At 36.6% G+C, this 21884-nt stretch carries 16 protein-coding genes; 8 read left to right on the top strand and 8 right to left on the bottom strand.

Going from position 1 to position 21884, the window contains the following annotated elements; translation table 11 throughout:
• The first annotated feature begins 81 nt into the window (after positions 1-81).
• From AC2IP4_RS05785 to dnaK, 3 genes are all read left to right on the top strand, one after another.
• Positions 82-1209, top strand: a complete 1128-nt coding sequence (locus AC2IP4_RS05785; RefSeq protein ID WP_375322575.1) for a zinc-binding dehydrogenase — start codon at positions 82-84, stop codon at positions 1207-1209.
• A gap of 433 nt (positions 1210-1642) precedes the next feature.
• Entirely contained in the window at positions 1643-2062 is a 420-nt protein-coding gene (locus AC2IP4_RS05780) for an Hsp20 family protein (protein WP_105054892.1), read from the top strand.
• Positions 2063-2275: 213 nt separating this feature from the next.
• Positions 2276-4174 carry a molecular chaperone DnaK gene (dnaK, locus tag AC2IP4_RS05775; RefSeq protein WP_486310655.1) on the top strand — a complete coding sequence of 633 codons (1899 nt, stop codon included), beginning with the start codon at positions 2276-2278 and terminating at the stop codon, positions 4172-4174.
• 98 nt (positions 4175-4272) lie between these two features.
• On the opposite strand, the gene AC2IP4_RS05770 is transcribed toward dnaK, so the two are convergent.
• The 7 genes from AC2IP4_RS05770 to AC2IP4_RS05740 all read right to left on the bottom strand — a co-directional run bounded on the left by AC2IP4_RS05770 (position 4273) and on the right by AC2IP4_RS05740 (position 14532).
• The gene (locus AC2IP4_RS05770) at positions 4273-4704 is read right to left on the bottom strand and encodes a DNA-3-methyladenine glycosylase family protein (RefSeq protein WP_486306546.1); all 432 of its coding nucleotides are present in this window, start codon (positions 4702-4704) and stop codon (positions 4273-4275) included.
• The gene (locus AC2IP4_RS05765) at positions 4646-4882 is read right to left on the bottom strand and encodes a DNA glycosylase family protein (RefSeq protein ID WP_375322579.1); all 237 of its coding nucleotides are present in this window, start codon (positions 4880-4882) and stop codon (positions 4646-4648) included. Before AC2IP4_RS05765 ends, AC2IP4_RS05770 begins: the two co-directional genes overlap by 59 nt.
• A 300-nt stretch (positions 4883-5182) precedes the next feature.
• Positions 5183-6553 (bottom strand): leucine-rich repeat domain-containing protein, encoded by a 1371-nt coding sequence (locus tag AC2IP4_RS05760; RefSeq protein ID WP_486306547.1) that lies wholly within the window; start codon positions 6551-6553, stop codon positions 5183-5185.
• Between the two features lies 1 nt (position 6554).
• Positions 6555-7928, bottom strand: a complete 1374-nt coding sequence (locus AC2IP4_RS05755) for a leucine-rich repeat domain-containing protein (protein ID WP_375322581.1) — start codon at positions 7926-7928, stop codon at positions 6555-6557.
• Between the two features lies 1 nt (position 7929).
• On the bottom strand, positions 7930-9285 hold the full coding sequence (locus tag AC2IP4_RS05750; protein WP_486310654.1) for a leucine-rich repeat domain-containing protein: 1356 nt from the start codon (positions 9283-9285) through the stop codon (positions 7930-7932).
• On the bottom strand, positions 9282-12836 hold the full coding sequence (locus AC2IP4_RS05745) for a hypothetical protein (protein WP_486310653.1): 3555 nt from the start codon (positions 12834-12836) through the stop codon (positions 9282-9284). The genes AC2IP4_RS05750 and AC2IP4_RS05745 overlap by 4 nt, the downstream gene beginning before the upstream one ends.
• A 19-nt stretch (positions 12837-12855) precedes the next feature.
• Positions 12856-14532, bottom strand: coding sequence for a hypothetical protein (locus tag AC2IP4_RS05740; protein WP_486306550.1), 1677 nt, complete (start codon positions 14530-14532; stop codon positions 12856-12858).
• 227 nt (positions 14533-14759) lie between these two features.
• On the opposite strand from AC2IP4_RS05740, the gene AC2IP4_RS05735 reads away from it, so the two are divergent.
• Complete coding sequence (locus tag AC2IP4_RS05735) at positions 14760-15785, top strand: DnaJ domain-containing protein (protein ID WP_375322585.1); 1026 nt, start codon at positions 14760-14762, stop codon at positions 15783-15785.
• A gap of 470 nt (positions 15786-16255) precedes the next feature.
• Here the strand turns inward: AC2IP4_RS05735 and aqpZ are convergent, their stop codons facing one another.
• On the bottom strand, positions 16256-16945 hold the full coding sequence (gene aqpZ / locus AC2IP4_RS05730) for an aquaporin Z (RefSeq protein ID WP_105054900.1): 690 nt from the start codon (positions 16943-16945) through the stop codon (positions 16256-16258).
• A 434-nt stretch (positions 16946-17379) separates the two neighbouring features.
• On the opposite strand from aqpZ, the gene mrdA reads away from it, so the two are divergent.
• The 4 genes from mrdA to AC2IP4_RS05710 all read left to right on the top strand — a co-directional run bounded on the left by mrdA (position 17380) and on the right by AC2IP4_RS05710 (position 21841).
• Positions 17380-19290: a penicillin-binding protein 2 gene (gene mrdA / locus AC2IP4_RS05725; RefSeq protein WP_486310652.1), complete on the top strand. Its 1911-nt coding sequence runs from the start codon at positions 17380-17382 to the stop codon at positions 19288-19290.
• A gap of 105 nt (positions 19291-19395) precedes the next feature.
• Positions 19396-20820 carry an exodeoxyribonuclease I gene (gene sbcB, locus AC2IP4_RS05720; protein ID WP_375322587.1) on the top strand — a complete coding sequence of 475 codons (1425 nt, stop codon included), beginning with the start codon at positions 19396-19398 and terminating at the stop codon, positions 20818-20820.
• Positions 20817-21167, top strand: a complete 351-nt coding sequence (locus AC2IP4_RS05715) for a CidA/LrgA family protein (protein ID WP_486306551.1) — start codon at positions 20817-20819, stop codon at positions 21165-21167. Before sbcB ends, AC2IP4_RS05715 begins: the two co-directional genes overlap by 4 nt.
• On the top strand, positions 21167-21841 hold the full coding sequence (locus tag AC2IP4_RS05710; protein WP_486306552.1) for a CidB/LrgB family autolysis modulator: 675 nt from the start codon (positions 21167-21169) through the stop codon (positions 21839-21841). Before AC2IP4_RS05715 ends, AC2IP4_RS05710 begins: the two co-directional genes overlap by 1 nt.
• The last annotated feature ends 43 nt before the right edge of the window (positions 21842-21884 follow it).

Below are 21884 nucleotides of genomic sequence, written 5' to 3'. Positions count from 1 at the left end.
AATAGTGAATTACAAATAAAGCAGGCCAAATACAATGCCATTATTGGCTCAAAAAATGTAACTATTTTCAGGAGAAACCCTATGACAGATACAAATATTCAACTTATTTCAACAATCAGCGAAGACAATAAACTAACGCTTTCCTTGCAAGCCATCGACATGCCACAACCTAGTGCCGATGAAGTTGTTGTTCGTATTGAAGCTGCACCACTAAACCCATCAGACTTAGGCGTTTTATTCGGTGCCGCTGATATGTCTACTGCAGAGCAATCAGGCACAGATCAATATCCTGTTATTACTGCAGAGGTTCCTACTCAGTTTATGCCATCGCAAGCAAAGCGCGTAGGTAAAGCAATTCCTGTTGGTAATGAAGGCGCAGGAACGGTTATCGCAGCAGGCTCATCACCAGCGGCACAAGCCTTAATAGGTAAAACCGTTGCAGTAATTGGCGGTGGAACTTACCGTCAATTTAAATGTGCTAATGTGCAAAGTTGCCTAGAATTAAAAGAAGGCACGACAGCGAAAGAAGGAGCATCATCATTTGTTAACCCACTGACTGCATTAGCAATGGTTGAAACAATGCGTACGGAAGGTCATAAAGCCATCATTCATGCCGCTGCCGCTTCTAACCTTGGCCAAATGCTAAACCGTATTTGTATTGCCGATGGCGTTGATTTAATTAATATTGTACGTAAAGAAGAGCAAGAAACGTTATTGCGTGATATGGGCGCAAAATATGTGGTTAACTCAAGTAGCGAGACTTTCCTTACTGATTTAACGGCTGCAATTATTGAAACGGGAGCAACGATTGCGTTTGACCCAATTGGTGGCGGTCAATTAACCAGTGACATCCTTAACTGTATGGAAGTTGCTGCCGCTCGTGATATGAAAGAGCACAGCGTTTATGGCTCTGACACTTTCAAGCAAGTGTATATTTATGGCGCATTAGATCGCGGCCCTATTACGTTAAATCGTAACTTTGGTTTTGCTTGGGGAGTAAATGGATTTTTACTATTCAATGCATTGGGTAAATTAGGGACAAAAACAGCAATGGCAATGCGTAAACGTGTTGCAGATGAAATTACTACCACATTTGCTAGTCACTACACACATGAGGTGTCATTAGCTGAGGTATTACAGTTACAATCATTGGCCGCTTACTCTAAACAAGCGACAGGTGAAAAGTACTTAATTACGCCTCAGAGATAATCTAAAGATCTATCGGTTGTTTAAATGATAATGGATGCAGTTGACTGAACTGCATCCATTTTTCTATTCAATCCCCGGACATACTCTTTGTGATCTAAGTGCGGTGCTGAACCGTAGCTACTTTGGTGATACAAAATAAAAATAATCATTAAATTTTCTAATTAAAGTATTGACACCAAAGTTTCGGAAGAATATATTGATTACATGAATTGCCATTTGGAGTTCATTGATAACTGGTTCGCCTTATTATAGGGAACAGAACGTTATCAAAATGAAGCGGCTCTACTGATTACTTATTTAAGAATAGTAGCGTTGTTTCTAACATTTAATCCTGAACCATATGTCATTAATGAGTCTATGTTGGCTCTGAATATGTGTTCTTTCTCCTCGCTTAGTGCGTCGAGAACTATTGCTTATTTTAAAGGATAGTATTATGCGTAATATCGATTTCTCTCCCCTGTACCGTCATGCCATTGGCTTTGATCGCCTGTTTAATCTTGTAGAGAACAGCGCTAACAAACCATCTCAAAATGGTTACCCACCATATAACATCGAACAGAAAGACGAGAACAACTACCGTATTACAATGGCAGTTGCTGGTTTCTCTGAAGATTCGTTAACAATTTCTCAAGACGAACATATGCTGATTGTGTCAGGTGATATTACCTCATCTGAAATAAAACCAACTTACGTCTATCAAGGCATTGCAGAGCGCAACTTTGAAAGAAAATTTCAACTTGCTGATTATGTAACCGTATCTGCAGCAAGCATGGAAAATGGATTACTTCATATCGATCTTGTTCGAGAAGTTCCTGAAGCTGTTCAAGCACGTAAGATTTTAATCAATCAATAACACATATTGTCGTTATTCTCAGGTGATAACAAGACATTGTATTTAGTATAAAATACAGCCTTCACCTATTGATTAACGCGAATATAGATCATCATATTTCATTGAGAATAGCGTAACCCCGTAAATATACGTTAGGTTTACGCTTATTAAACAACATCAAATTTAAATCATTTGCATTAAAATAACTAATGCGAATTAAAAGGAAAAATTATTATGGGTAAAATCATTGGTATCGACCTAGGTACAACGAATTCTTGTGTTGCTGTTTTAGATGGCGACACACCACGTATCTTAGAAAATGCGGAAGGCGAGCGTACAACGGCATCGGTAATTGCATACACAGATGGCGAAACTCTTGTAGGTCAGCCAGCTAAACGTCAAGCGATTACTAACCCACAAAATACATTATTTGCGATTAAGCGTCTGATCGGTCGTCGTTTTGAAGACGAAGAAGTACAACGTGATATCCAAATTATGCCGTACAAAATTGTTAAAGCTGACAACGGTGATGCTTGGGTTGAAGCGCAAGGCCAAAAAATGGCTGCTCCTCAAGTTTCTGCTGAAATTCTTAAGAAAATGAAGAAAACAGCGGAAGATTTCCTAGGCGAAGAAGTGACTGGCGCAGTAGTAACTGTACCTGCTTACTTTAACGATGCTCAACGTCAAGCAACGAAAGATGCTGGTCGTATCGCAGGTCTTGATGTTAAACGTATCATCAACGAACCAACAGCAGCAGCGCTAGCTTACGGTCTAGACAAAAAAGGCGGCGATCGCACTATCGCAGTATATGACCTTGGTGGTGGTACGTTCGATATCTCTATCATTGAAATCGACAACGTTGATGGTGAGCAGACGTTCGAAGTGCTTGCAACAAACGGCGACACTCACCTAGGTGGTGAAGATTTCGATAACCGTATGATCAACTACTTAGTAGATGAGTTCAAAAAAGAGCAAGGTATCGATCTTAAAACTGATCCTCTTGCTATGCAACGTGTTAAAGAAGCAGCAGAAAAAGCGAAGATTGAACTGTCTTCAGCTCAACAAACTGACGTAAACCTTCCTTACGTTACTGCTGATGCGACTGGTCCTAAGCACATGAACGTTAAAGTGACGCGTGCAAAACTAGAATCTCTAGTTGAAGACTTAGTAATTCGTACGCTTGAACCGCTAAAAGTAGCTCTAGCAGATGCTGATTTATCAGTAAGCGAAATCACTGACGTTATTCTAGTTGGTGGTCAAACACGTATGCCTATGGTTCAAGCTAAAGTAGCTGAATTCTTCGGTAAAGAAGCGCGTCGTGACGTGAACCCTGATGAAGCAGTAGCAATGGGTGCTGCAGTTCAAGGTGGTGTATTAGCTGGTGACGTTAAAGACGTTCTACTACTAGACGTTACTCCTCTGTCTTTCGGTATCGAAACGATGGGTGGCGTAATGACTAAGCTAATCGAGAAGAACACAACAATCCCAACTAAAGCGGACCAAACGTTCTCTACTGCTGAAGACAACCAAAGTGCGGTAACTATCCACGTACTTCAAGGTGAGCGTAAGCAAGCAAGTTACAACAAATCTCTAGGTCAATTTAACCTAGAAGGTATCCAAGCAGCACCACGTGGCATGCCACAAATCGAAGTAACATTCGACCTAGATGCTGATGGTATCCTAAACGTATCTGCTAAAGATAAATCGACTGGTAAAGAGCAGAAGATCACAATCCAAGCTTCTGGTGGTCTAACAGACGAAGAAATCGAAGCAATGGTACAAGAAGCTGAAGCTAACAAAGACGCGGACAAAAAGTTCGAAGAGTTAGTAACTGCACGTAACCAAGCGGATCAAATGATCCACGGTACGAAGAAACAAATCGAAGACGCTGGCGATGCACTTCCCGCTGACGAGAAAGAAAAAATCGAATCAGCAATCAAAGCTCTAGAAGACGTTAAGTCAGGCGATGATAAAGAAGCAATCGATGCGAAGACTCAAGAGCTAGGCCAAGCAGCACAAAAGCTGATGGAAATAGCTCAACAGAAAGCGCAAGCGCAACAAGGTGCTGAAACTGGAGCGCAACCTAAGCAAGAAGATGATGTGGTAGATGCAGAGTTTGAAGAGGTAAAATAATACCTAACTCAACAACAGTAATTATCTAGCATTAATAAGTAAGTTCAGGGCGTATTGAGGATACTCATACGCCCTTTTTCTTGGATTTAAATAAAAAGCTACGTATCTTGATGATAATACTGCCAAAGGAATAGCGAACCGACACTCCTCCATGGTTGCCAATGCTTTACGATTTCTCTCGCTTGTTTTGGTGTCGGCTTATCAGCAAGCCCTTTTAGTCTTCCTAACGCAATCAATACCCCTAGATCATCCGCAGGGAAAATATCTTGTCGCCCTAACGAAAACATCAAATAAATCTCAGCACTCCAACGGCCAAAGCCCTTTAGGTTAGTAATTGCAGTAATCGCCTCTTCATCACTTAATGTCTTTAGCCCATCAATATCCAGACTCCCAGATTGAACCGCTAACGCTAACCCTTTTGCATATTCAATCTTGCGCCAAGATAAACCGGCATCTCGAAGATTTTGATCTTCAATACTTAATAAACGTTCTGGAGTAACCTCTCCCAATAAGGCAACTAAGCGCCCCATTGATCACTGCCGCTACTTTAGTTGATAGTTGCTGACTAACGATAATAGATAAGAAAGCATCAAAACCATGAGGGTTCACTCTCGGTGATGGATAACCTTGGATTTTCATTGCGGCTTCCAACTCCTTATCTATCAAACAGAGCGCTTTTAATCCCTGTTTTATTGTTTGTTCATCCATACTCACCGACTCCTACACTGACATGATTATCTCTTTTGAATTTTATGCGAAGTGAGGGAAAAAAGCAGCTAAGGGATTAATCTCCTATTCATAAATAAATTCTACTCAATCTCTTTTCTAAAAAGAAAAGGGGATATAAAGGCTTGTATAATCCAAGCTAATAAAAGCAGATATATATAATCCAAATTAGTTACAACGCCATCGTTAAACTCTATCCACATTCGATGCAGAACTTGAGGCAACAAAATGATAGAGATAATTTGATTGCAGCGCCTAGTTAAGTTACTTTTCTCTTTCATCTTATAAGTGCCCTTTTTCCCATAGATTATATATCTTATTGAGATCATCATCGGATGCATTCATTTCAAACGGCGTAAATTCAATCGAAATAGAACAATATGGGTATTTAGCTATCGCATCAAAATCAACACTTTCCAGTTCACTATCACTTAGCTTGATCATATCAAGGTGTGGTTTTTTCCCTATATACCCTAGTCTTTTAAACTTACTATCGGATAAATCAATTTCAACCAGACTCTCTAATGGAAAAAGTGCTGATATATCAGTAATTTCATTCTTTTCAAATCTGACGTATTTTAAGCTTGTTAGTTTTTCTATACCATCTAATGACGTTAGCTTAGTTTTAGATATTGCTAGTTTTTCTAGTTTAGGTAAGTTTTCTAACATTGGGACTTTAACAATATCGCCACCACTAAATATAACTTCTTTCAAGTTAGGTAAATTTATTAATGGCATTATTGCATTTTTATCTGATTCAAATACTTTTATTATTCTAAGGGATCTTGGTAGTTTAATCTTCGCAAGATCATCATCTTTTCCCCACCATATCTCTAGCTTTTCAAGATTAACAAGACCCTCTATTTTTTCAACATCTTCATATTTTGGATAAAATAAATCAAGATAAACTAGATTTTTCATACTACTTACATCTAATCTTTCTTCACCCATAACTAGTGTCAATTTCTTTAATGACTTATTGCCAAACAAATCTTTATAGTCATTAATTTTATTTGTTTTTAAAACAAGACCATTTAATTTTTTTTGCCTTTCAAAATTATTTACACCCTCTAATTTACTACTCTCTATTTCAATATAACTGAGTTGCCCTTTTTGTGGTAGGTCTATTATTTTAATTTCTCCCCGCATAACCTCCAATCCTTTCAAATTATTAAATTCATTTAGATCAAGATATTCAAAATCATATCTAGCATTCCATAATGTTAAATATTTAATTTTTTTCAAATTTGTAATAATTAATTCACTTAATAAAGCATTTCCACTAACTACCGCATGATTAGCATCTCCAACTTGATTAAGTAATACTGATATTTTAGGTATATATTCAGTACCAATAATCATTTCTCCAGTATTAAGTACTATTGAAGGCGTTACATAATCAATATCACCTGAAGATATTGGCCCAATATGAGCAGTCAAACCCTCGACATAAAAGTAAATGTCAGTCCCAATATCATCGGCTAACTTTTGTAATTTTTGAGCCGTTGGAGATGTTAAAATAACAACTTGAGCTTGCTCTTCTTTTGATAAGGAAGATGCCTGAAGCAGCTTACTAAAAGTAAACAACAGGAATACTATAAATAAAGAGAATGTTTGATTCCGGCCCCTAGTTAAGTTACTTTTCTCTTTCATCTTATAAGTGCCCTTTTTCCCATAGGTTATATATCTTATCGAGATCATCATCGGATGCATTCATTTCAAACGGCGTAAATTCAATCGAAATAGAACAATATGGGTATTTAGCTATCGCATCAAAATCAACACTTTCCAGTTCACTATCACTTAGCTTGATCATATCAAGGTGTGGTTTTTTCCCTATATACCCTAGTCTTTTAAACTTACTATCGGATAAATCAATTTCAACCAGACTCTCTAATGGAAAAAGTGCTGATATATCAGTAATTTCATTCTTTTCAAATCTGACGTATTTTAAGCTTGTTAGTTTTTCTATACCGTCTAATGACGTTAACTTGCTGTCAGAAATCTCTAATGTTTCTAACTCAGGCAACTCTTCTAGTATAGGGACTTGAGTAATATCACCGCCATTAAAGGTAACTTCTTTTAAGTTAGGTAAGTTTACTAATGGCATTAATGAATATCGATAAGGGTTCATTATCATTAATATCTCTAATGACTTCGGTAATGTCACTGTAGATATCCCCCTATCCTCTGGCCATTTAAGTATTAAATATTTTAATTTATTCAACTTTGAAATATTTTCGATATCATTAGCTTTAGGATTATATAACGTGACTTCTTTTAAATTTATTAATGTTTCAATCGCAATAGTTTGAATATTTAGCATTAATGTCAGGTGCGTTAATGATTCATTTTTTTCTAAATATTTATAATCAATGCTTTCCTTTGCATTTAAATATAAATATTGCAGTATTTTTTGCTGAGATAAATGATTAATATTAACTAATGTTCCACTTTCTATAATTGCATAAGTAAGTTTTCCATACTCAGGTAAACTAAGAGTTTTTATCTCTCCACCAGTTACTCTCAGTCTTTTTAATTTAGTAAATAGACTTAAATCTAAATGTTCAAATCGAAAGTCGACATCCCACAACCCTAAATATTCTACATCCCTCAAATTAAATAATATTTCTTTACTTAATTTAGCTCGCCCTCCAGAAATAGCATGAATTACTTCACCTGACTCATTTAATAGTACTGTAATTTTAGGAATAGAAGCAGTGCTTGAAATGCGGTCGCCATCAGATGTAATTATAGATGGCACAAAAATCATACTTTCCCCTCTACCAATTTTTCCTCCCGTATCTCCTGTTAAGCCTTTTACATAAAAGTAAATATCCGTCCCAATACTACTAGCCAGCTTATTCAATTGCTGAGCAGTTCGTGATTCAGAAATAACAACTTGAGCTTGCTCTTCTTTTGATAAGGAAGATGCCTGAAGCAGCTTACTAAAAGTAAACAACAGGAATACTATAAATAAAGAGAACGTTTGATTCCGGCGCCTAGTTAAGTTACTTTTCTCTTTCATCTTATAAGTGCCCTTTTTCCCATAGGTTATATATCTTATTGAGATCATCATCGGATGCATTCATTTCAAACGGCGTAAATTCAATCGAAATAGAACAATATGGGTATTTAGCTATCGCATCAAAATCAACACTTTCCAGTTCACTATCACTTAGCTTGATCATATCAAGGTGTGGTTTTTTTCCTATATACCCTAGTCTTTTAAACTTACTATCGGATAAATCAATTTCAACCAGACTCTCTAATGGAAAAAGTGCTGATATATCAGTAATTTCATTCTTTTCAAATCTGACGTATTTTAAGCTTGTTAGTTTTTCTATACCGTCTAATGACGTTAACTTACTTTTAATAATAACTAATTTTTCTAATTTAGGTAGGTCCTCTAATTGAGGCACTACTTCTAATTGAGGGTATCCTCTTATATTATCACTACTTAATATTACTTCATTTAAATTAGGTAAATTTATCAATGGTATTATTGATTTTCTACTTGATGCTATCATAGCAAAAACCTCTAAACTTTTTGGAAGAGATATTGTCGAGATCCGCTCATCCTTAGCCCACCAAAATGTGAGAGACTTTATATTATTTAATTTCGCCACACTCTTAATACTTTCATATTCAACATTAAATATCGATAAAGACTTTAAATTAACAATATTACTAACATCAATCGAGTCCTTCCCCATCCATAAATCTAATTTTTCTAAAGACGAATTATTTTCAAGTTTGTTATAACCAATGCTATTTATTGCTTCTAATCTTAATATTTTTAACTTATCTTGATATTCAAAATTATTTATCTCCTTTAATTTAAAATCTTGAATTTCAATTTTTTTCAATACACTATTTATCGGTAAATTAATTAACATTAAATCATTATCAATAATTCTTAAGCCTTCTAAATTTGAAAACTCTCTTAAATACAAATAATCAACGTCATATTTGACATCCCATAAGGACAAATACCTTGTTTCATTTAACTCTAATATTATTTCTTCTGATAATCGAACCCCCCCTTCACCAAACACTTGAACCGTTTTTCCTAAAGTATCTAGTAATATACTTAATCTAGGAATACTCGCTGTACCTACGATAGTACCATTATTTTCTGATAACAAAGCTGGGACATATAAAATGTTTTTTGTACTTATATTTCCAGTCAAACCCTCGACATAAAAGTAAACATCTATTCCAATATCGTCAGCTAGTTTTTGTAATTTTTGAGCCGTTGGAGATGTTAAAATAACAACTTTAGCTTGCTCTTCTTTTGATAAGAGAGATGCTTGAAGGCAACTACTAAACGCAATTAGTAATACTCCTATATATGAAACCAAGGTTTTGTTTAGATTCATCATTTAAATCCTTCTGATTTTAGTTTTGGGATACGATAAGTTTCGTGTTGCCAAACAGAATCTAAGAAGAAACGCTGATCCTCTTTATTTGGTGGAATAAATACACCTTGTTCAAGCAAAGTAGCTACATGAATACGGTCAAATTGATTTTCTGCATTGCTATTTACAATAGAAATAAAAGCAGATTCTTTATTGTTCTCTAAATCTATGTTGATACTTTTGACTTGCTCATAATAATTAATGATATCGTAAATATTCTTTATTCCAGAAAATTCATCTAAGCGAGTATCGAATGTAACCAGTGATTCAATGTGTGCCTTTTGATAACCCAATAAGTACATTGGAATAACCGCTCTCCATGATAAACCGCCTAGTTCGACATATCCTTTGTTTGTAAATAGCCCCCACATTGATTCCGATAACTTATCAGCAACTATAGCCACCTCTTTTTTGGTTTTTTGACAATTATTTAATTGATCAAATGGAGAGCTATGTAATACTTTTATCAGTTCATCTTTTGATTTGTTGTACTTAATATCAATATCGAGTTCAAGTGGAGTCCCTGAACGATAATCTCTTAGTGTCGTGACTACCTCGCTACTATTGATCAAAGCGGTGACTTTATCCCTTTCAAAGCCCTCTTTAAATTGAGACCAAAGTGTTAAAAGTCTTTTTTGTGCTTCTGCGCTATTAGCAAGTTGATACATTTGCACTAACTCTACAGCAATCACTAAAACAGTAATTGCGGTCCCTACCACAACTAACACACCACTGCTTGCCATCCAACCATATAACAGTAGACTATCCGCGATTAAAGAGGCGGTACTCGCCATTAACAGGGCATCGCCATCTGCGGGAGCATATTCATTAATAGCTATCGCTGTGGTAATAAGCGTCGCTACTGTTAATATTTTGGCCAAATGGTCAAGAGAACTACCCAGTAACTTTATAGAAAAGTCAAAATGTCCTTTTGCAATACTTGTGACTTTCAGCCTCTCGACTACTACGGCAATACTTTTTGCCATGCTTAACGTATCTGAAGTGACTGTTAATGTAGATTTAATTAACTCTAACTGAACTCTATTACTGTCCCACCCTTTCTCTTTTGCTTGATCTTCAAGGCTTAACGCAGTTTGAATATTAGTGGTTAAGTTGTAATATACGTAAAGCACTTTAGCAAAAGCAAACTGGTTATATTTACTTTGTCTGCCATCAAAGTGTTTATAAAATGTATCGGTCAATCCGCCATCACCATTAGCTATGTTTTCTGAATAGCGCTTTAAGCTCTTGCTTGCTGCAAAGCGCCTTTCTTTATTACCCTGTGTATTCTGCGTAACTACAAATGCTCTAAATATATCACTTAAATCGAAGGCTCTCGATTTCCCTTTTGTTACTTCTAATACCCTGAAAACTCGTGAAACCGAATTAAAGAACCTTAAATGATACGCGGCATCTCCTTTAATTTTTTTATATAGATCAGAGAATATTTCTTTTTGAAAACAAGAGAGTATCACCTGAAGTACGCAAGGAGAGCCAGGCCCAGGAACAACAAGTCCTTTTAAATCCCATATTTGTTCAAAAGTAATTAATACATCTTTAGAAAACACAACATCTAATAAGCTGCTTGATTTAGAATCTATTTCTTTTGTAGATAACTCTAATAATGTATAAACCTGCTCTAAAATATATGCATTGTCTTTAGCTGCCCGCTTATCGTTACTGCCTATACCAACAGCAACCATTTCATCATTACCATCTACACTCCCCCAAACACTATCAAACTGCTTATACAATTCATGCTCGGGATCAATCGATAATAATGAATCTAAGCTTGGTGAAATAACCTCATCAAATAATTTTTGCTTGTGTTTAGAAGACGAAGACAGCGCAGCATAACACTCGGCTATGGTGTTAAAAATTAATGCCCAATTTCCTTCTTCGACCATATAAGGGCCGGGAGCAAAGCCATTTTTAATTTTTTCATGCTGTGATTCATCATTAATGGCTGCTTTTGCACATTCGACATAGCGCTGTAGCTCAGATTTTAAAGCTGAAGAATTGATTAAATCCCATAATTGATCACAACTATAATTTACGTGTCCTTTCTCTTTTGCGAGAGCATTATGAAGCGGACTTATTGTGCTCTCTGGGTTTTCCATAGTCTCCATCATGGCATTTCTTAAAGCGACTAATGCCTTATACAGTGACTCGCGATCTTCTGCTTCTAAGATCCTTTCTTTATCTTCATTACGAAAGAACACATCCCATGTCATGCTCAGCACTTTCATTTTAATTCCACTAAGTGCTAAGGCAGTCCAATCCATTTTCTCGACACCTTTAAATGGATATTCAGTTTGTAACTTAAGCAAGTCAATCATTTCATTTAAGGCAGATAAACGTACGTAGAAGGCACTCAACACAAGGTTATATTCATTAATCTGGCGCTGAACAATACTTAGTACTTTACGCAAACGATGATTCCACTCTGGCAATGTGCAATGAACTGCAATCTTGCCGTTATAAAGGTATTCTTGGTATCTGTATTTACGTGTATCAATATCATCAGGACTCACACCAAAGGCTACGACACTTTCAATACAGTCTCCCGACGAAGCGTTATTAGCTTCCTCTTTTTTTATGGAAGAAAGGGTTTCCATTGATTTAGACAAGAAAGGGGATTCATCTAAAGGGTATACGAAAAAGCGAGCCTTCGTTGTTAACTTTATGGGTGAAGATGAAATTCCATACCGAGCATGATTCTTTTCTCCTTCTCTCTCCATCATGAATGCTTGTATTGAAAGTATTTTTGCTAAACGTAACCTACCCTCTTTAGTTTCTTCATTTTTCTCCATCATCAAATGATATGAAATAACTGAAATCGGTTGTGCAAAGCCAAAACTGTTAGTTATCGCAACGTTAGGGTTCGTTGGCACCCAACTAGCTTCACCTGTCTCTGCATAATGATTTTTTTCTTCCTCCCAGTACCAAACATATCGGTTATCAAGTGCCGAATCATCATCTGCATAAACAAAATTAGCAATGCTATAATCAACCTTTCGATTGCTCGTTATATGGGTCGCTTTTCCATTCAGTTTATTCTCTGCTTTATGAGTACAAATCTGCCTAGTTTCTCTTGGTATAAAAGGAGGGATCTTTTTATTATCTTGTAATTCAAGCTCCCAATGCTGTACCGGATAATATTCGTCATTGTCGGTTTTTATTTTCTGCAATTCAGAGTTTTGATAGAGAGCCTTATAATCTTGTTGTCGTTGTTTTAACTTTATAAGATTAAAATTAAGATCGTCTTTACCTATTTCATTAAATTGGGGGCTATTTTCTAAAGCCTCTTTATGACCGATAATTAAACGTTCAATATTATCTAGCTTCTGCTGAAGCTCATCACAACGCAGGCGGATCTCACGTTGAATTACAAGTTCATTCTCTCCAAACTCTTCTTTTTTATCAGTAAGTCGTAAGATCAACGCACGGTTATATTCAAGTTGCTCGAGCAATCCATCAAAATTTGGTTGCTGTGATGTTAATGTTGACTTCATACTTTCCCTAGCTCTTATATTATTCAGCGTCATGGCAATCAAACCAATTGTTCGTTTCTTCGTTTCGAGTCGCACTCATCGACAGACCACAATGATATTGCATATTTTTAAGTGCATTCTTCTGAAGGCTCTCATCAATATTACCGTGCTCAGCTATCATAAAATCATGGTTTTTTAATCGTTGATTTAAGCCAATCTCACCTTCCAATGATTGCAAGGTACCAAGCTCAACAAAAAGTCGATTTGAAAAATCAGTATCGTATTCATTTGCTTTCATATTAATAAACACACTCTCTAATTCAGAAAATTCATCGAGAGGTATAAAGCCAAGATCATCAGTTATTCGTTCGTATGTTTTTCCATCAGCTTCAAGTATGTAATCCATGTTGGCATAACGCTGATCAAATTGATCTCTTAATATAATACCTAGTCTTCCACTATTATTGGTTAACCTAATTACTGCGGTTTTATTATTTTGTTGGTTTAAGTAACCTTGACTTGGTGCGCTTAAAGCATCACTCAACTTATTTTTATTAAGCGATGAGAACTCTTGTAGATCTATAGCTACAATATTATTTTGATTATCAAATGACTGATTCACTGAGTAACTTTTTAATTCATCTGCTGATATTAATGTTTTGTATGAATCATAATCAGTTTCGATATTTTTAATTACATTCCACGGGAGAGCAGCCCTACTATATAAAAGAGCCACCCCTTTATCTGCTGTTTGAGCTTCTCCTGCGATTTTATAAGGCAACCAAAGGTGTGGAAGCGGATAACCTTCAGCTTTCCTTAAATTTTTATTTACATGCTCTTCAGGTAGATTACGGTAATATTCGAGATCGATATCACTGAAGGTACTATTTTTATCTACAAAGACTTCTCGCCACAATCTCTGTTTCCAAAAAATATAAATATAGCCTTTTATTATATCTGCTAATTGTTTCTTTTCTTTCTTTTCAGAGACATATATCAAGGGTCTCACTGGCACTAGTACATTATCCCACTCTCCCATTTCTATTTCTTTTTTCACTGGGCTGATGCCTTCACCCAGTAAAAAATTAAACTCTTTAGCGGAGTGCGTTTTAGGGATCGTTAAATAGAGAGATCTTGGTGTTGTATCTAAATCAGAGAATTCAACAAGGCTTCGATGAATAAGCTTACTGTCTTTTTGTATCTTCTTGGTTTTCTCATTTAAGCCTTTTAGCTTAGATATTGAAATAGACGCAGCATTGTTAGGCCATTGGCCTGCAAATTCTATCACTATTTTATTATCTGCTCGTTTCTCTATTGCCATAACAGGTATGGTTGATTGGACTTCTTGGTGTCTTAGTGTTGGCCTTGTTTTTATTCGTGAATAACTCGTTGGATTTTGAACGCGATCAATTCGTTGCTGCAAACCTGACATAACAGGCAAGTGTAACTGTTCAACACTTCTATTTTGAGGAGAAAGAGATAAAGCCACCCATTCTCCCTTTTCTATTAATCGCCTTAAGTTACGTGTCAAACCATGTGTATCTTGTGCATTACTTATACTTCTATTCTTCTGAAGTTTTTCAGGTAAAGAACGACGAAAGGAAACAAGAGTAGATGTATTTCTTACCAATACGATAAATTCATTGGGTGTTAAAAGATACGGAATATCTTTTTTAGTAAGCGAGTAACCTGGAAGCAGGCGATAACGACAGAGCATGGTATTCCCTACATACAAACACGAAATTAATACAGTTGAAATTGTTATATAGATATAAGCTAGAGGTGGTCAAACTCAATAGTTAACTTCTAGGTCGGCTTCTCTTGTTTTTGTAAATGGGATATTTCATAGTTACATGCCTTCTTGTTTAGACCTTTTATCTTTACTTTTCTACCTCCCTATAGCTACACTGTTGCCGTCTTTTTATTGTTAATAATTTTATATTTATGGTTCGTTCGATTCTGCTTATTATTACTCTGCTTTTTAGTTTAGCTACTCATGCCAATTCTTTAGAAGAAAAAGCAGAATTAGGTGATGCTCGCGCACAACTAAAACTCGCCATGGAGTACGAATCAGGAACTAATCGACCAATTAATATTGATCATGCTATTCAGTGGTTTAAACAAGCTGCTATGCAAGATAATACGACAGCACAGTTCAATTTAGGTCAGATATATAAGAATGGGTATGGTGTAGCTCAAGACAGTAAACAAGCCATCTATTGGTTTACTCGTGCAGCAACACAAAATAACCCTCCTTCTCAATTCTATCTTGGTGAGATTTATGAGTACGGCTTATCTGGAAAAGTTGATTTATATAATGCGTCACTGTGGTACCAAATTGCGTCTCATAATGGTCACGGTGAAGCGATGCTTGGTTATAAACGAGTATTGAAGTCGTTAGCCGAAGAACAACAGAAACCGAAGCAAGCTCAAGACACACAAGAAGTCGCTTCTCAGAGTGAAACAGTCCAACCAACACATAGTGAACCAGCACCTGAACCAAAACCAATTATTATCACTCAGATGGAAAAACCAACGGCATTAATCACTTTTGGTAGTTATTTACTGATCGCTATTATGATAGTTATTTTGATTTTTTTATTATTGCGATTAAAAAAAGCAATGAACCAAAATAAAGAAAACCCACCACAGCATTCTAATTTTGCTAAGTCACTACAAAACGAAAAGCTTAAGCAACTGCAAGATACAAGCGAAAAATTAAAGATCAGAGCGGACGCTCAAGAAGTCACGATAAAACGTTTAAACATTGAATTAGATACCGCAAAAAAAGCGTCTTTTAGTGCTCCTCCTTTTACTCCATATCAATTATTAGGTGTTACTACGCAAAGTAATACTTCTAATATAAAGAAACAATACCGTAAACTTGCTCAACTTCATCACCCTGATCATGGAACTGATGGTGTGATGTTAACTGAGATAAATAAGGCCTATCGCCAAATAAAACCGTGAAAGGTCTCAAAGCTGGCCGAATATCTTTACAATCTAGAACGACTCTATAAAATCTTTGCACTCAAAATATGTTATAAAAATGTAATCAAAACAACTTAACATATAAAAATTAATGCATTAATTGCCTTGGTATTATAAGTAGAGAAAGTCATATGTTTAATCTAGAAGGTCACTGCGACTGGTGTAAACAGCCAGCAATGGTATTGCAACATCAATATTGTGATGGAGCAAAATACTACGCTTGTCAGAATTGTAACGATTATGCAAAAATCGATATTAGAGAATACGATTTAGCTGAGATGGAACACATAAACCAAAAGTAGCAACTCAATCAATCCTATAAAATAGCTGATATAAAAATGCCGATGACTACAATCATCGGCATTTTTTACATTCTACATCTAATACCAATTCCACTAATTATCGGATCATTATTACTGGTTACATTGGTATAAAAAGCTGACTCTAAATTATGCTTCTTCTTTAGCAATAACTTTGTAGATCAACGCACCTATTACAGCACCTACAATTGGAGCAACCCAGAACAACCAAAGTTGAGATGTCGCCCAATCACCAACATAAACCGCAACAGCAGTACTACGTGCAGGGTTAACAGACGTGTTTGTTACAGGGATACTGATTAAGTGAATAAGAGTTAGACACAAGCCAATCGCAATAGGTGCAAAACCAGCTGGAGCACGGCTATCCGTTGCACCCATAATAACAATTAGGAACATAGCAGTTAGTACCACTTCAATGATAAGTGCTGACATCATTGAGTAACCACCAGGAGAATGTTCACCGAAACCATTTGAAGCAAAGCCGCCCGCCAAATCAAAGCCAGCTTGACCGCTTGCGATTAGGTATAAGATACCACCTGCTGCAATCCCGCCTAAAACTTGTGAGATAATGTAAGGAAGAAGATCTTTCACATCAAAGCGTCCACCAACCCAAAGGCCAATTGAAACTGCAGGGTTTAGGTGACAACCAGAGATATGACCTATCGCAAATGCCATTGTTAATACTGTTAAACCAAATGCAAGGGCTACGCCCGCAAACCCTATACCTAGCTCAGGAAAACCAGCAGCTAATACAGCACTACCACACCCTCCTAACACTAGCCAAAACGTACCGATAAACTCTGCCATGTATTTATTCATAATTATTCCTATATAGTTATTATTACTTGATTTAAATAAAATTTTTTACCTCAAATCAAGTTCTTGTTCAAATGAAATATAGGCGATGATTAACAAAATAGACACTTTTATATTTCAATTTATTTTCAACTCTTATTTTTAAGACTCCATTCCAAGAGCTGTAACACTATATTTTCATTCATTTAAGTTGCTTATGTCTATTTTAATATAGTTAGGACAATCAAAAATTTCTAATTTAAAAACATATCATTTGAATTTCTTGTAGTGCTTCTTACCTCCAATGTCAGTTTTACGTCAAAAATGATGGATTGTATCGCAAGAACATTCTAAATGAGTATATTGGCGTCATAGTCATTGCCGCCCCTAGCTGATTAGATATTTCATAAAAATAAAAAGGAAAGTAGCGGGGTTCTTCCAATCATTTAAGAGTTTCTATGTTTAAACAAAAGATACCATTCCGAAATCACGAATTTGAAGTATCCCTATTCAACCAACGAGTCATTATTGCTTTTCTATTTATGCTAATTGCTATCGGTGGACTCATCTTTAACCTATATTATTTACAAGTTAAAGATCACGATAAGTACCAAGTTCGCTCAAACCATAATAGAATTAAAATTATCCCTATAGCTCCAAATCGCGGTCTAATTTACGATCATAATGGCGTGTTATTAGCACAAAACATCCCAATCTCAACCTTAGAATTAATTCCCGCAAAAATAGACAATATCAACGAGACTCTCACATCATTAAAAAAATTATTGAGTCTAAGTGACAAGGATATTTCTGAGTTTAAAAAAGTCATGCACCAAAACCGAAGTACCCACCCCATTACTTTAATAGAGCAAATGAGTGAGGTGCAAATAGCCAAGTTTTCTGTAAATCAATTTCATTATGATGGCACTCATATTAATGCCTACCTCGAACGTCATTATCCATACGGTGCAAGCTTGACGCATGTTTTAGGTTATGTGGGTAAAATTAATGACCGTGATATTCGCAATCTAAAAAAAGACCATAAATATATAAATTACAAAGGCACTAAAGCTATCGGAAAACTCGGTATTGAACTCTATTATGAAGATATGTTGCATGGTAAATCGGGCTATGAAAAAGTAGAAATAGACAGTCGTGGACGTATCGTCCGAACGCTTTATTATGTAGCACCAACGTCAGGAAAAGACATTAAATTAAATATCGATTTAGGCCTTCAATTGTATGCTTATAATCAATTAAAGATGAAAAAAGAGAACCCTATAACCCACAAGATGGAAGATTATCAACGTCGTGGTTCTATCGTTGTATTAGACCCTAGAGATAATTCAATATTGGCGATGGTATCTAGCCCTAGCTATGACCCAAATCTGTTTGTTCATGGCATTTCATCAAAACGTTACAATGCATTATTAAATAATCCAGACCTTCCTTTATTAAATAGAACAACTTTAGGTATTTATCCCCCCGGCTCTACTGTAAAACCACAAATTGCCGTAGCTGCATTAAGTGAGAAAGTTATTACCCCGAATACGACAAGTAATTTTCCTGGTTGGTGGCAAATCCCACACTCTAATAGCCGTAAATTTCGTGATGATATTCGTTGGGGTCACGGTGAAGTTAATGTTGTAAAAGCAATAGAAAAATCAGTAGATACTTTCTTTTACCAAGTAGCTTACGACATGGGCATTGACCGATTATCTGTATGGATGAATAAATTTGGCTACGGCAAACCATCAGGCATTGATATTAGAGAAGAAAGCTCTGCCAATATGCCAACTCGAGACTGGAAGTATACGAATTACCATCAAGCTTGGTATAAAGGCGATACTATTCCCGTTGGAATTGGGCAAGGTTATTGGACCGCAACAACAATACAGATTGCAAAAGCAACAGCCGTTATCGCTGATGAAGGCATCGTTCATCGCCCTCATTTATTAAAATCAGTAATGGAACATGGAAAATTTAAAGACGTTACGTTTAAAGATTTCCCGCAAGTAAGCCATACTAAAAAGCTCTATTGGGATTTAGCTAAAGAAGGAATGCGTCGCGTATTAGTGTCAGGAACGGCACGTAAATTATTCCAAAACTTAGCTTATGATGCAGGTGGAAAGACAGGAACGAGTCAGGTTTTTGGTTTAGATAAGGGTGAAAAATATAATTCTAAAGAGCTTGCTGAGCACCTTCGAGATCATGCTTTATTCACTAGTTTTGCCCCTTTAGATACGCCAAAGGTTTTAGTTACTGCGATATTAGAAAATGCGGGATGGGGTAAATATGCAGCTCCAATTGGTCGTAATATCATGGATTATGTGTTGGTTAATCCTAAAATTAATTTAGAGCATAATTAAAAATTGAAGACAGAAATAACTTTTCTTCCTCTTCTCTTTCTAATGCCTTGCGATTATGTGATAGATCTCTGATAATTAATGTATTGCTCTTAATTGGACACACTTATGCCGCAGGATAACGCACCAAGTTTCTTCTTCTTTGATTATGAAACATGGGGAACTAGCCCATCTCTCGATCGCCCATGCCAATTTGCTGGGGTTCGTACCGATGAAGATTTCAATATCATTGGTGAGCCATTAGTTATTTACTGCCGCCCTCCAATTGATTACCTACCTTCTCCTGAAGCGTGTTTAATTACGGGTATCACTCCACAAACCGCAGTAAGCAAGGGGTTATCTGAGCCTGAGTTTATCGCCAAAATTCATCATGAATTATCACAGCCAAATACGTGTTCATTAGGCTACAACAACATTCGTTTTGATGATGAAGTCTCACGCTACACCTTATATCGTAACTTCTTTGAACCGTATGGTTGGAGCTGGCAAAATGGTAACTCGCGTTGGGATTTATTAGATGTGATGCGCGCGGTTTACGCTCTGCGCCCTGAAGGTATTGAGTGGCCAAAAGATGAAGAAGGCAAGCCAAGCTTTAGATTAGAAAAACTCTCTCAAGCAAACGACATTGAACATGAAAACGCCCACGATGCGATGGCCGATGTTATTGCGACTATTGAGTTAGCTAAAGTCGTTAAAAAAGCACAACCAAAAATGTTTAACTATCTGCTTTCTATGCGTCATAAAAAGAAAGCGGCGACGTTAATCGATATCGTTGATATGACACCATTGATGCACGTGTCTGGTATGTTTGGCGTAGATAGAGGCAATATCAGTTGGATTGTGCCTGTTGCTTGGCACCCTACTAACAACAACGCCGTCATTACGATTGATTTAGCGTTAGACCCAAGTGTGTTCCTAGAATTAGATGCAGAGCAGTTACATCAACGCATGTATACCAAGCGTGCTGATCTTGCGCCTGATGAATTACCGGTTCCTGTTAAATTAGTTCATTTAAACAAATGCCCTATTCTTGCACCGGCTAAAACACTGACCGCTGAAAATGCTGAAAACTTAAATGTGGACAGAGCGGCTTGTTTAAAAAATCTTAAAGTGATCCGCGATAATCCAGAAATCAGACAGAAACTAATTGCGCTTTACAGCATTGAACCTAACTATGAGAAATCAACCAATGTAGATACCCTTCTATATGATGGTTTCTTCTCTCATGCTGATAAAACGACGATTGATATTATCCGTCAATCAACGCCTGAGCAGCTTATCGATTTTGAGCCAAATGTGACAGATCCTCGTATTAAGCCGTTGTTGTTCCGTTACCGTGCGCGTAATTTCCCACACACGCTAAACGAGACTGAGCAATTAAAGTGGCAAGCTCACCTGCAAGATTATTTCCAAACTAATTTGCCAGAATATGAATCAAGTTTTGAAAACCTATACCTTGAATTAGAAGGCAATGAGAAAAAGACTGCGATTCTTCGCGCCGTTTATAATTACGTACAACAGTTAGTATCATGATTAAATATCTTTACTCTTTCGCATGGATTTTTGCCTCATTGTTTGCTGGAAACGGTATTCAATCTTGGTTAAATCTCCCAGTACCGGGCAGTATTCTTGGAATGCTTATTTTATTCTCCGCGATGGTTATCGGCGTATGTAGGTCGGATTGGGCAGCAACAGGTTGCCAATTTTTCATGCGTAATATGCTGATTTTATTTATCCCAATTTCGGTCGGTTTAATGACGCATTTTGATTTATTACTTACTAATGCTATTCCTATTATTGTCAGTACTGCGGGCGGGTCATTATTAGTCTTAGTTTGTCTGTCATTATTTATCGATCGTCTTGATAGAGGTAATAAATAATGTGGGTAATTCTAACGGTTATTGTTTTTTATTCTGCTCGTTGGTTTGCAAAACGCTTTCCTCACCCACTCAATAATCCATTGTTATTAAGTGTCTTTATCGTCATTCCTATTTTAATGTTATGCAAAGTGCCTTATGAAACTTACTATGCCGATAATGCATTTTTAAGTTATTTATTGCAGCCTGCCGTCGTTGCATTGGCTTACCCATTGTACGAACAATTGCCTCATATACGTGCTAACTGGAAGATTATCTTACTGGCTTGCAGTGTTGGGTCTTTATTCTCGATGTTGTCTGGCGCATTCTTAGCGGTATGGATGGGAGCTGATATGCAACTCGTTGCGAGTATCTTGCCAAAATCAGTGACAACGCCTATTGCAATGGCAATTTCATCACAACTTGAAGGTGAAGCAGCAATTGCGGCTATCTTAGTGTTACTTGCTGGGTTAATGGGAGCAATTTGTGCGTACCCGATTTACAATATGCTAGGAATAAAAAGTTCGTTAGCTCGCGGCTTAACTATGGGCAATGTCTCTCACGCTTTAGGTACAGCTCAAGCCGCTGAAGTGAACCCTCAAGATGCCGCTTTTAGTTCATTAGCCCTCGTAATTTGCGGCATTATTACCTCTTTGGTTGCTCCCATTATTTATTCTTTAATGCTATTGATTAAATAATTATTGGATAAAAGAGCATCAAACACGGTGTGACCTCTCTCTC

It is taken from the genome of Aliivibrio thorii (assembly GCF_057368585.1).
Note: the sequence above shows the minus strand (reverse complement) of the source record. Positions and strands in the feature narration are given on the sequence as shown.